This window comes from Ruegeria sp. BG6 (assembly GCF_056538465.1).
The window spans coordinates 391,853-403,798 of sequence record NZ_JBQFTB010000001.1 but is presented as its reverse complement, the minus strand read 5'-3'; the positions used below and the strand labels follow the sequence as shown (position 1 = coordinate 403,798).

General features: G+C 55.9%; 13 protein-coding genes. 8 read left to right on the top strand and 5 right to left on the bottom strand.

The window, feature by feature from the left end:
• Positions 1 to 29: 29 nt before the first annotated feature.
• Positions 30 to 1,292: a glutamate-5-semialdehyde dehydrogenase gene (locus ACR0JW_RS02010; protein ID WP_480713535.1), complete on the top strand. Its 1,263-nt coding sequence runs from the start codon at positions 30 to 32 to the stop codon at positions 1,290 to 1,292.
• On the opposite strand, the gene ACR0JW_RS02005 is transcribed toward ACR0JW_RS02010, so the two are convergent.
• A complete protein-coding gene (locus ACR0JW_RS02005; protein ID WP_480713534.1) occupies positions 1,289 to 1,885 on the bottom strand; it encodes a histidine phosphotransferase family protein in 597 nt (198 codons plus the stop codon). The two genes, ACR0JW_RS02010 and ACR0JW_RS02005, sit on opposite strands and share 4 nt — an antisense overlap.
• Before the next feature lie 42 nt (positions 1,886 to 1,927).
• Here ACR0JW_RS02005 and ACR0JW_RS02000 point away from each other — a divergent pair, with 42 nt between their 5' ends.
• The 5 genes from ACR0JW_RS02000 to tsf all read left to right on the top strand — a co-directional run bounded on the left by ACR0JW_RS02000 (position 1,928) and on the right by tsf (position 5,722).
• Positions 1,928 to 2,110, top strand: coding sequence for a DUF3553 domain-containing protein (locus ACR0JW_RS02000; RefSeq protein WP_170615042.1), 183 nt, complete (start codon positions 1,928 to 1,930; stop codon positions 2,108 to 2,110).
• A 109-nt stretch (positions 2,111 to 2,219) separates the two neighbouring features.
• Positions 2,220 to 2,975, top strand: a complete 756-nt coding sequence (gene olsB / locus ACR0JW_RS01995) for an L-ornithine N(alpha)-acyltransferase (RefSeq protein ID WP_170677103.1) — start codon at positions 2,220 to 2,222, stop codon at positions 2,973 to 2,975.
• Positions 2,976 to 2,979: 4 nt separating this feature from the next.
• Positions 2,980 to 3,816, top strand: a complete 837-nt coding sequence (gene olsA, locus ACR0JW_RS01990) for a lyso-ornithine lipid O-acyltransferase (protein WP_170677105.1) — start codon at positions 2,980 to 2,982, stop codon at positions 3,814 to 3,816.
• A 168-nt stretch (positions 3,817 to 3,984) separates the two neighbouring features.
• A complete protein-coding gene (gene rpsB, locus ACR0JW_RS01985) occupies positions 3,985 to 4,770 on the top strand; it encodes a 30S ribosomal protein S2 (protein ID WP_170677107.1) in 786 nt (261 codons plus the stop codon).
• Between the two features lie 76 nt (positions 4,771 to 4,846).
• Positions 4,847 to 5,722: a translation elongation factor Ts gene (gene tsf, locus ACR0JW_RS01980; RefSeq protein ID WP_170677109.1), complete on the top strand. Its 876-nt coding sequence runs from the start codon at positions 4,847 to 4,849 to the stop codon at positions 5,720 to 5,722.
• 384 nt (positions 5,723 to 6,106) lie between these two features.
• Here the strand turns inward: tsf and ACR0JW_RS01975 are convergent, their stop codons facing one another.
• Both ACR0JW_RS01975 and aroQ read right to left on the bottom strand, forming a co-directional pair.
• Entirely contained in the window at positions 6,107 to 6,862 is a 756-nt protein-coding gene (locus ACR0JW_RS01975; protein ID WP_170615037.1) for an autoinducer binding domain-containing protein, read from the bottom strand.
• A complete protein-coding gene (aroQ, locus tag ACR0JW_RS01970) occupies positions 6,859 to 7,311 on the bottom strand; it encodes a type II 3-dehydroquinate dehydratase (RefSeq protein WP_170824541.1) in 453 nt (150 codons plus the stop codon). Before aroQ ends, ACR0JW_RS01975 begins: the two co-directional genes overlap by 4 nt.
• A 175-nt stretch (positions 7,312 to 7,486) precedes the next feature.
• Between aroQ and ACR0JW_RS01965 the strand changes: the two genes are divergently transcribed.
• Both ACR0JW_RS01965 and ACR0JW_RS01960 read left to right on the top strand, forming a co-directional pair.
• Positions 7,487 to 8,716, top strand: a complete 1,230-nt coding sequence (locus ACR0JW_RS01965) for a serine hydrolase domain-containing protein (protein ID WP_170677113.1) — start codon at positions 7,487 to 7,489, stop codon at positions 8,714 to 8,716.
• A 51-nt stretch (positions 8,717 to 8,767) separates the two neighbouring features.
• Complete coding sequence (locus ACR0JW_RS01960; RefSeq protein WP_170615034.1) at positions 8,768 to 9,637, top strand: acyl-CoA thioesterase; 870 nt, start codon at positions 8,768 to 8,770, stop codon at positions 9,635 to 9,637.
• 252 nt (positions 9,638 to 9,889) lie between these two features.
• On the opposite strand, the gene ACR0JW_RS01955 is transcribed toward ACR0JW_RS01960, so the two are convergent.
• Both ACR0JW_RS01955 and phoB read right to left on the bottom strand, forming a co-directional pair.
• The gene (locus tag ACR0JW_RS01955; protein ID WP_170677115.1) at positions 9,890 to 11,119 is read right to left on the bottom strand and encodes an acyl-CoA dehydrogenase; all 1,230 of its coding nucleotides are present in this window, start codon (positions 11,117 to 11,119) and stop codon (positions 9,890 to 9,892) included.
• Positions 11,120 to 11,244: 125 nt separating this feature from the next.
• The gene (gene phoB, locus ACR0JW_RS01950) at positions 11,245 to 11,934 is read right to left on the bottom strand and encodes a phosphate regulon transcriptional regulator PhoB (protein WP_170677117.1); all 690 of its coding nucleotides are present in this window, start codon (positions 11,932 to 11,934) and stop codon (positions 11,245 to 11,247) included.
• Positions 11,935 to 11,946 lie beyond the last annotated feature (12 nt).

Genomic DNA, 11,946 nt, shown 5'->3' with positions numbered 1-11,946 from the left:
AGAACACTCGGACCTGAAAGGCACATGACATGAAGGATTTCGACACCATTCCCGCCCTGATGGCCGATCTCGGAAAACGCGCCAAGGAAGCGTCGAACGCGCTTGGGTTTGCCAGCGCCGAACGTAAACACGCTGCGCTGATTGCAGCCGCCGACGCGGTTTGGGAAAACCGCGCGCCAATCATTGAGGCCAACCGGAAAGACCTGGAGTTTGGTCGCGAAAAGGGCCTGAGCGCCGCTATGATGGACCGCCTGATGCTGGATGAGGACCGTGTCCGCGGCATGGTCGACGGTTTGCGCGCCGTCGCTGAACAGGCAGATCCCGTGGGCGAAGTTCTGTCTGAATGGGATATGGCGTCGGGTCTGAATATTCAGCGTGTGCGCACACCGCTTGGCGTGATCGGTGTGATCTATGAAAGCCGGCCAAACGTAACCGCCGATGCCGGTGCACTTTGCCTGAAATCCGGCAATGCCGTGATTCTTCGGGGCGGTTCCGAGAGCTTTCACTCGTCGACAGCGATCCACTCCTGCCTTGTTGAGGGTCTTAAAGCCGCCAACCTGCCCGAGGACGCGATACAGTTGATCCCGACCCGGGATCGGGCTGCGGTTCAGGAACTGTTAACCATGACCGATTACGTGGATGTCATCGTCCCCCGCGGCGGCAAGGGTCTTGTCGGGCTGGTGCAACGCGAAGCACGTGTGCCTGTTTTTGCGCATCTCGAAGGCATCGTTCACATCTACGTGGACAAGGCTGCCGATCCCCAAAAAACGCTGGATGTGGTCCTGAACGCCAAGACGCGACGCACCGGCATTTGTGGCGCTGCGGAATGTCTTCTTGTTCACGAGGACGTTGCGAAGACACTGGGACGCGACGTTGTATCCGCCTTGATGGCGGCCGGCGTCGAAGTCCATGCCGAGGGCGATCTGGCCATCGAAGGCACAATCGCCGCGACCAATGAGGATTGGGGCAAGGAGTTCCTCGACAGTATTATTGCGGCAAAACCGGTTGCCGACATCGACGCGGCCATCGCGCATATCCGAGCCAATGGCTCAGACCATACCGATTGCATCATGACCGAGGACGCCAATGCCGCCGCGCGTTTCTTCGAGCGGTTGGACAGTGCCATTCTGATGCACAATGCCTCAACTCAGTTTGCCGACGGCGGGGAATTCGGAATGGGCGCTGAGATCGGGATTGCCACCGGCAAGATGCATGCACGCGGCCCGGTGGGGGCAGCGCAATTGACCAGCTTCAAGTATCTTGTGCGCGGGAACGGGACGACCCGAACCTAAAAGCGCAAAACCACGCGGGTTGCGGCAGTTTCAACCGCAATCCGCCGCCCCATAGCCGCCGAGGTTTCATGCAGCAAGGCAAACTGCACCTGAGCTGGTGTTATCTTGCCGGGAAAACGACCGGTCGCGACGTGTTTCCACAGATCACAGTCGATATTCAGTTTGTCCGCGTTCCCGGCTACGGTCCATTTCCCGTCATGCAGGGAAATCTCGACCTCGCCTCCCATAGGCATTGCACTTTCGCAGCACATCAATGCCAGAAAGGTGAGTTTCACCTGATTGCGGGGTACGGGTTCGCCCAGGGTCCAATTGATCCGTACGCGGCCGGCGCGTTCGATATCCCGTAACAGATCTGCAATTTCGGTTCGTCCAAGCGGCTGGTCGCCCGCAGCGCCGAACGCCACGCGGAAAAAGCGAATTCTGGCACCGGCGCTGCCGACGCTGCCGGAAATCAACTCCATCTCAGGACCTTGCACGCTGCCAACCATCTCAAGCAGTTCCAGCCCGTTGGTGATCGCACCTATAGGGCTGATCAGATCGTGACAGATCCGGGAACCGATCAACTCGGCCAGGTTGACGTCCGTGCCGCCCATTCGTACCTCCTGCTGTATCTGCCGCCGGACCGGAGCCACCGCATGACAGACCTCAATGCTATTCTTGCACCGGGCATGTATGTCCGCCACCCGGATTTCCCCGATTGGGGCGTCGGACAGGTTCAGTCCAACATCGCAGGCAAGATCACCGTGAACTTTCGCGAGCAGGGGAAAGTGGTGATTGACGGGACACGTATTGCCCTGGTGCCGGTCTTTGATCTCTGAAACTGGTTTAGGAAAAGTTAACGGAACCTGCCAGATCAGCGCATGTTGCTAAGCCGCAAAAAACTGCTGTATCAGGCGGACCAGTACCAAAAAGGATCAAACATCGCACATGCCCGACGCAGGCCCTTCCTTCACAGTCAAACTTGCCGAAAACGAGGCGGAGCTTCGGGCGGCGCAGCGGCTACGCTATGACGTGTTCGTGCGCGAGTTGGGCGGCGGTGGGCGGATGGTTGACCATGATGCCGGTTTGGAGCAGGACAGCTTCGATCCGCATTTCGATCACATGCTGGCTTATGACGATACGACGGGCGAGGTGATTGGTGTCTATCGTTTGTTGCCCGGTGATCGGGCCGCTGAACTGGGGCAGTTCTACTCGGAAGATGAATATGATCTGACTGTCCTGAAAGAAAGCGGGCGCAAGCTGCTGGAACTTGGGCGATCGTGCCTGCACCCCGATTACCGGGGCGGCACGGCGATGTATTACATCTGGAATGGACTTGCGAAATACGTTGAAGACCGCAACATCGAAGTTCTGTTTGGTGTCGCCAGTTTTCACGGCACGGATGTTCAGGCACTTGCTCAACCCCTGTCGATGCTGCATCACAACCATCTGGCACCACCTGATCTGCGGGTACATACCCAGCCAGGTGTCTTTCAGGACATGGACCTTGTCGCCCCCGAGAATCTGGATCGGCGTGCTGCCATGGTCCAGGTGCCGTCACTTATCAAAGCTTACCTAAGGCTGGGCGGATTTGTGGGCGAGGGGGCCTTTATCGATCATGCCTTCAACACCACCGATGTCTGCCTGATCCTGGACACAGCCCGCATGAACGAGCGTCAAAAGCGCATCTACAGTGGGGCGTAATCCTGTGAACGACCCGCTCTGGAATAGCGAGGATGCGCCGGATCCCATCCGATTGGGTCTGGGCGGTTGGCTTCTGGTGATCCTGCGCGGCCTGCCTTTGGCGGTTTTGGTGTTTGGTGGTCTGATCATCCTTTTGGCCCTTCGTCTGATCGAACGACCGCTTTACGGCATTCGAAGGCCGGTAACACCTTTCATCACCCAGTTCGTCTGCAGGAATGCATTTCGAATACTCGGAATGGGATATCGAACCTCAGGCGAATTGATGCGGGAACAAGGCGCGGTTGTGGCAAATCACACCTCTTGGCTGGACATTTTCGCACTCAATGCGCGCAAAAGGGTCTACTTTGTTTCCAAGGCCGAAGTTGCCAAATGGCCCGGCATTGGGTGGCTGGCCCGCGCAACCGGCACCGTGTTCATTGAACGTGACCGAAAGAAAGCGCGCGAGCAGACCAAGGTGTTCGAAACACGACTGAAAGCCGGGCACAAGCTGTTGTTTTTCCCCGAAGGCACCTCGACTGATGGTTTGCGTGTTTTGCCATTTAAAACAACACTTTTCGAGGCGTTATTTACCAGAGAATTGCGAGAGTTCATGTATGTCCAGCCGGTCACGGTGGTTTTCCGTGCACCGGATGGGCGGCCAGCGCGGTTCTATGGCTGGTGGGGCGACATGGATTTCGGCCCGCACCTTCTCAAGACACTCGGCGCACACAAGCAAGGCTCGGTTGAGTTGATCTATCACGCCCCCGCAAAAGTCAGCGACTTTGAGAACCGCAAGGCTTTGGCTGCACATTGCGAGGAGGCGGTTCGGCACGCACATAGCCTGGCGCGGCTCGAAAAATAAGGGCGAAAGACCCTTGCGCTATACCAAAACCTGCCGTATACGCGCGCCATTCAAACCCGCAGGCGGGGTTTGGCCTTTTTGAGGGAGACATCCTCATCAAGACCGCCGGTTGGAGCATCCGCTTCTTTCACCCCCGCCGAGGCGTAAACCGGAAAAGGAAAGTAAAGCATGGCTCTTCCCGAGTTCACCATGCGTCAGCTGCTGGAAGCTGGCGTTCACTTTGGTCACCAGACACAGCGTTGGAATCCCCGCATGGGCCCGTTCATCTACGGCTCGCGCAATGGCATCCACATCATGGACCTGACCCAGACCGTTCCGATGCTGGATCAGGCTCTGCAGGCTGTTCGTGACACCGTCGCAAAAGGTGGCCGCGTTCTGTTCGTTGGCACCAAGCGTCAGGCTGCTCAGCCGATCGCTGAAGCCGCTGAAAAGTCGGCGCAGTACTACATGAACCACCGCTGGCTGGGCGGCACCCTGACCAACTGGAAAACCGTTTCCCAGTCGATCAACCGTCTGAACCAGATCGACGAAGCAATGGAATCGGGCGCCGAAGGCCTGACCAAGAAAGAGCGTCTGGGCATGGAACGTGACCAGTCCAAGCTGCAGGCTTCGCTGGGCGGTATCCGCGAGATGGGCGGCGTTCCTGATCTGCTGTTCGTCATCGACGTCAAGAAAGAAGCACTGGCCATCGCCGAAGCCAACAAGCTGGGTATCCCGGTTGTGGCTGTTGTCGACACCAACTGCTCGCCCGATGGTGTTGACTACATCATCCCCGGCAACGACGACGCTGCACGCGCAATCGCTCTGTACTGCGATCTGGCCGCACGCGCCGCACTGGACGGCATGACCGCTCAGCTGGGTGCTGCGGGCGTTGACCTGGGTGCGTTCGAAGAAGCTCCGGTTGAAGAAGCCGTTGCTGAAGAGGCCGAAGCAGAAGCACCTGCTGAAGCGTAAGCTGCCCGTCACCAAAATGACATATGGGGCAGGGTAGACCTGCCCCAATTCCGTTTGAATTGAGGAGAGCCAAAAGATGGCAATCACAGCAGCAATGGTTAAAGAACTGCGCGACTCGACCGGCGCAGGCATGATGGACGCAAAAAAAGCGCTGACCGAAACCGGCGGCAACATGGACGAAGCCGTTGACTGGCTGCGCACCAAAGGTCTGGCCAAAGCGGCCAAGAAATCGGGCCGTACCGCGGCAGAAGGTCTGGTTGCAGTTCACGTGGACGGTGGCACTGGTGTCGCTGTCGAAGTGAACTCGGAAACCGACTTCGTTGCGAAGAATGGCGAGTTTCAGGAGATGGTTGGCAAAATCGCCTACGCCGCCGAAGGCGTCGACAATGTCGAGGCGCTGCTGGCTGCTGATCTGGGCGGCAAGACCGTTGCCGACACGCTGACCGACAAGATCGCCACCATCGGAGAAAACATGTCGGTTCGCCGCATGGCCAAACTGTCGGGCGACACCGTTGTGTCTTACGTGCACAACGCTGCCACCAATGGCATGGGCAAAATCGGTGTTCTGGTTGCTCTGACCGGTGGTGACGAAGCAATCGGCAAACAGGTTGCAATGCACATCGCAGCTGTAAACCCGGCGGCCCTGTCCGAAGATGATCTGGACCCGGCTGTTGTCGAGAAGGAAAAGCAGGTTCAGATGGACATCGCCCGCGAATCCGGCAAGCCCGAGCAGGTGATCGAAAAGATGATCGTAGGCCGCATGAAGAAATTCGTCGCGGAATCGACTCTGCTGAACCAGCAGTTCGTTGTGAACCCTGACCTGACTGTTGAAGCCGCTGCCAAAGAAGCTGGCGCGACCATCACCGGCTTCGTCCGTCTGGAAGTGGGTGAAGGCATCGTTGTCGAAAAAGAAGACTTCGCAGCCGAAGTGGCCAAGGCTGCTCAGGGCTGAGAATGCGGGGTATCAACAGATACCCCCACTAAGAAATAGGAACCGGTTACGTCAAAGCGTGACCGGTTTTTTTGCATTCCGGATGCACGTACGCAGAACGCTGCCGACTACCGCAAAATTGGAGAAAAGGTTGATTGAGGGGCCCCGCATGATGGGGATGGTCGAGGCCCCCCAAAATTTCCGACTCAACTACGTGGACTAATAGACGCATTTGAGTCAGAGCGACCGGAGAGCCCTGGTATTGCAAAGATCCGATCAATTGTTCCCTGGCTAAAGCCACCACTCACGGAACACTCTCACTTTGCAACTTATGGTAAGGATTCGGAAAGTCATGATTTCCTTACCTAAGGTAAATTGACGCAGTTTAGCGTCAAAATTGACACGTTATGCCTCCATAACGAACATCTGGTTCTGCAGCGAAGCTTTCAGGACAGCCTGCGCTGTTGTTTCAACTGCAAGTGACTCGCGCGCGAGCCTGAGGTGCTTTTCTACCGTCGCTGAAGTCAGCCCCATGAGCAGGGCAATATCCTGCGTTGTCTTGCCATCGCCGACCCATTGCAGCGCCTCACGCTGGCGCTTTGTCAGGGCCCGGTTGGGGGCGTGATAGGGCAGTGTCAGGATCTTCAGATGGGCGACATTGTTCATCAGCAGAATGTCTTCGCCGTGCTCATCCCATATCGCGTCAACATCATCCTGGCTCAGATCACTACCGGCCGCCAGAGAGATTGCACCCTTTGTACGCATCGACACGGAATTGAAGCTGACAGTATATCCGGCGACAACGCCCATGGACTTGTTGAAATCCAGAACCTGCTTCTCCTGAGGAGACAACGAACCGTTGCTCTGCGAAGATTGTGCCAGATTCCAGCTTTGCGCACCCTCATTGTTCAGCGCCCATTTCAACATTGGCGCATGGAAATACAGTCCACCCTGCAAAAACCCATCCAAATACGCCCGGCCATGGTTTGTGAGGATGACAAAGTCTTCAGGGTCTCCCAGCGACGTTTCTGTCCGGAACAGCGTGTAGCCGTACAAAAGACGCTCGAACCCGAACTCAGCCATTTGACGGCAATGCGCATCCCATAGCTCTTCCAGAGTTTTCGTATAGCTCAGGAAATGAAGATATTCTTTCAGGTTCACGCCGCGCCACCTCCGTCATTGAGATGCGAAGCCAACGCATCCAAAGCCAGCACATAGCTTTGCGCCCCAAATCCGCAAATCTGACCAAGCGCCGCCCGGGCGATATAGGACTTGTGGCGGAAGGATTCTCGCGCATGAATGTTTGACAGGTGGACTTCGATCGTCGGCAGCTCGACCGACGAAATCGCGTCCAGCAATGCAATTGAAGTGTGCGTATAGGCGCCAGCGTTCAGTACCAGCCCATCATAAACCCCACGCGCCGCGTGGATGGCGTCAACAAGCGCGCCTTCGTGGTTGGACTGAAGATGTGATACTGACAGCCCAATTGACTTTCCATGCGCTAAGCACAGATCTTCGACGTCTTTCAAAGTGACGCTGCCATAAATCTCAGGTTGCCGCGTACCCAGCAAATTGAGGTTTGGCCCATTTAATACCAGAATTTTGCGCATTATTTTACTGTCCCCATAACAGTTTGATAAACGTGAAATGGGGAAGATGTCTACATGCCATTGTTGTATTAAAATATGTAATAACTCCGTTACGATACATACAAAACGGCGGCCGACACCTGCATTGGCTGGTTGGAGCAGCGAAATCCGCAATACAACACAGGTTTGGAAACACATGGCACGTCAGTCGACACTTGACCCTGACAGGACGCAACACATCCGCCACTGGATGCAACGCTATGTCAATCAGCGCAAATACGCGGGTTCTTCGTTGTTGCTGATCCAGGGCGGTAAAAAGGTGTTTTTTCATACCTGCGGGCATCGGGATCTTGCGCGCAAACTGCCTTTTGCACGTGACACAGTGGTTCGAATTTATTCGATGACCAAACCGATCACGTCCGTCGCCATCATGATACTGGTTGAACGCGGTTTGTTTCCTCTGAACGCGCTGGTATCTGACTTTTTGCCCGAGTTCGCGGATATGCAGGCGCTTGTGTCTGACGCAACAAGGATTGATCAGACAGAACCTGCCATGACCCCGACGGTACACCAGCTACTGACACACACAAGCGGCCTCAGCTATTCCTTTAACCCCGGAATACTGCCAGAAGCCATGGAAGCGCAGGAACTATTTTTCAAGCCGGATCAGGGCCTTCTGGCGGATAACGTAACAAAAATCGCGACCCTGCCACTGGCGTTCCAACCAGGGACCAGGTGGGAATACTCCGTCGCGACAGACGTTCTTGGCCGGATCGTCGAAATCGTATCCGGACAGTCCTTGGACGGGTTCCTTCTGCAAAATGTATTTGAGCCATTGGGCATGACAAAAACCGGTTTTTCAGTCCCACATGGAGCTTCCAGCAGATTTGCGTCGCTTTACACGCCCTTGGCTGGCGATGCCATGGCGCTCAATTCCGCCGATGTCGGGGAAAACAGCCTGCGGCTTGTAGACGAAGCCGGGAAATCTCCGTTTGAACGCGCGACGATGTATTCCGGAGGTGGCGGTCTGGTAAGCACGATCGATGACTATGCCCGTTTCGCGGAAATGCTGCGAAATCGGGGGCAGGGGAACGGCCACCGCCTGTTGGGCACCAAGACCGTTGAGTTCATGATGCTCAACCATTTGCCCGGTGACATCGCATCGATGGGCCCGCGCAGTTTTGCGGAACAACCAATGGAGGGAATGGGGTTTGGACTTGCGGGCGCTGTTGTTATCCGGCCAGGTCGCACCCGGGTTGCCGGGTCCCAAGGGGATTTCAGTTGGGGCGGAATGGCTTCTACGTTTTTCTGGATCGACTACCAGAACGATCTGACTTCGGTGTTCTTCACACAGTTGTCTCCTTCCAGTTCGTACCCGTCCCGGGCCGAGCTTAAATCACTGGTTTTGGGTACAATCATTGAATGACCGGTCGGCGACTGTTACTTCGCCTGAATAAATACACCAGTGAGACACAATATGACCGAAGCCGAGCGTATCCTTCTTGATCTTCTCAACGTTGAAAGGCTTGAACAAGACCTGTTTCGGGGCACCGGATCCGGCGGGGAAACCCCAACAAGAGTTTTCGGCGGTCAGGTCATAGCTCAAGCACTGGCTGCGGCATACAGGACAGTGGACGACCGGCTATGCCATTCGCTTCATGCGTATTTCATACGACCCGGAAACCCTGATATTCCGATAATATATCAAGTGGATAGAGCGCGAGATGGAGGTTCTTTTACGACTCGCCGGGTTGTTGCGATCCAGAACGGCAAACAAATCCTGAACTTGTCGGCGTCTTTTCATATTCAGGATGATGGATGGGACCACCAACATCCCATGCCAGAGTCGAATTCACCGAACTCGTATCCCGCGCGATCAGAGTTGTATCACAAGTTGCTGGATCAAGTTCCGAAACGGCTGCATGGCGAACTGCTTCGGGAACGTCCGATCGAAGTTCGTGAAGTCAATCACCACAGCCCGATCCATCCGGTGAAATCCGATGACCGCAACCAAATCTGGTTTCGCATGTCAGCAGCGGCTGACACTGATCCAATCACACAACATCTGTTGTTGGCCTACGCGTCAGACATGTACCTGATGACGTCAGGGATGCGGCCGCACGGCCTGAGCTGGTATACTGGCGAAGTCAACAGCGCCAGCCTGGATCATGCGTTGTGGTTCCATGCACCGGTTCACTTCGAGAACTGGCATCTGTATTCGATGGATTCACCTTGGACAGGCCGTGGTCGCAGTTTTAACCGCGGTTCGATCTTTTCTCAGAATGGCGAACTTGTGGCGTCTGTCGCACAGGAAGGCCTGATGCGGAAGGCCGTCAAACAGGGTTAGAGATCTCTTCTAACCGATTGTTATGATGTTAGACTACTTTTGATTAGCAACGTGTCACCAAGAACGTGTCACCAGGAACGCGAAGGAGGCTTTTTACCATAATACAGATTATGCGTATTAACGTATCTTGTGAAATTGACGGTCAAGCTGACGGCAACTCACAAACCTCTGAATAAAATCTTACCAACGACAACCACCCGGCTGCCAAAATAGCAGCCGAGTGGCAGAATGTTCACCGTCGAAATCCGGCGCTTAGAAAAACGCCTGCAAGCCGGTTTGCGCCCGCCCCAGGATCAATGCATGGACATCGTGAGTGCCTTCATAGGTATTCACGGTCTCCAGATTGACCATGTGGCGGATAACGTGAAACTCCAGAGAGATCCCGTTGCCACCGTGCATGTCGCGTGCCAGACGCGCGATATCCAGAGCTTTGCCACAATTGTTGCGCTTCACGATCGAAATCATTTCCGGCGCAGCTTCGGCCTGGTCCATCAGGCGTCCGACCCGCAGGCTGGCCTGCAGCCCCAGCGCGATTTCGGTTTGCATGTCAGCCAGTTTACGCTGGAACAATTGCGTTTGCGCCAAGGGACGATTGAATTGCTTGCGGTCCAGTCCATACTGGCGTGCGCCATGCCAGCAGCATTCCGCAGCCCCCATGACCCCCCAGCTGATGCCGTATCTTGCGCGGTTCAGACAGCCGAACGGACCTTTCAGACCCTGAACATGGGGCAGCAATGCGTCTTCACCAACCTCTACGCCATCCAGAACGATTTCACCGGTGATTGATGCGCGAAGGCTCAGCTTGTTCTGGATCTTAGGGGCGCTTAGACCCTTGAGGCCTTTTTCAAGCACAAATCCGCGAATTTTGCCGTCATGCGCATCGGATTTGGCCCAGACAACAAACACATCCGCGATCGGTGCATTGGAAATCCACATCTTGCTGCCGGTCAACCGATAGCCGCCATCGATCTTTTCTGCGCGGGTCTTCATGCCTGCCGGGTCCGAACCCGCGTCCGCCTCGGTCAGACCGAAACAACCAATCCACTCTCCGCTGGCCAGCTTGAGCAGGTATTTTTGCCGCTGTTCTTCACTGCCATAGGCATAGATCGGATACATCACCAGTGAGCTTTGCACCGACATCATCGATCGATAACCGGAATCCACACGCTCGACTTCACGCGCCACCAGCCCGTACGAGACATAGCCGGCACCGATCCCGCCATATTCTTCGGGAATCGTGGTGCCCAGCAAACCCATTTGGCCCATCTCGCGAAAAATCTCGGGGTCTGTCTTTTCCTCCTCGAACGCCTGCGTAATCCGGGGTTGCAGCTTTTCCTGAGCATAAGCACGGGCGCTGTCCGCAATCATGCGTTCGTCTTCGTTCAGCTGATCAGACAGGCGAAAAGGATCATCCCAGGCAAATTTACCAAGATCCGGGGTATCCTTGGCGCGCAAGGTGGGTTTGGGGGTCGGGGCGTTCATGATCATTCTCCGCTCAGTCGGCTTCGCGGCAAAATAACCCGGAGCGCTGGCAAAAGACAGCAAGAGTTTAGCAATCACCCATGAGTGAATCGCATAGTTTCTGACCGGGCCGCCCTGCCCCTTGTTCAGCCCAAGGCGTAGCCAGCACCACGTACCGTGCGCACCGGATCGTCGCCCCCATGCTGTGTCAAAGCCTTGCGCAGGCGTCCGATATGCACGTCAACTGTTCTGGTATCGACATAAATGTCCCGCCCCCAGACCCGGTCCAGCAATTGCTCGCGGCTCCAGACCCGGCCTGGCTTTTCCATGAAAGTGCTGAGCAGGCGAAACTCGGTCGGGCCAAGTTTCAGCGGTTTGCTGTCGCGGCTGACTTTGTGTGTCTCGGAATCCAGAACGATATCGTCATACTCCAGCCGCAGACCAACCGTCGCCGGACGCACACGCCGCAGTTGGGATCGCACCCGTGCCATGAGTTCGACGACTGAATACGGCTTGACGACATAGTCATCCGCGCCAGTTTCCAGCCCACGCACCTTGTCCACCTCTTCCGTACGGGCCGAAAGCATGATGATCGGAATGGAGCGCGTATCCGGCCGGGTTTTCAGACGCCGACAGACTTCGATCCCGCTGAGGTTTGGCATCATCCAGTCTAGCACGATGATGTCCGGGCTATCCTCATCGACCAGCAGCAGGGCTTCGTCACCGTTGGCGGCTTTTGAGACGCGAAACCCTTCTGCTTCAAGATTGTAGGCCAGCACTTCGCGCTGCGCGGGTTCATCCTCGACAACCAGAACTGTGGGCTGATCAGCGGACATGATCGCGATCTC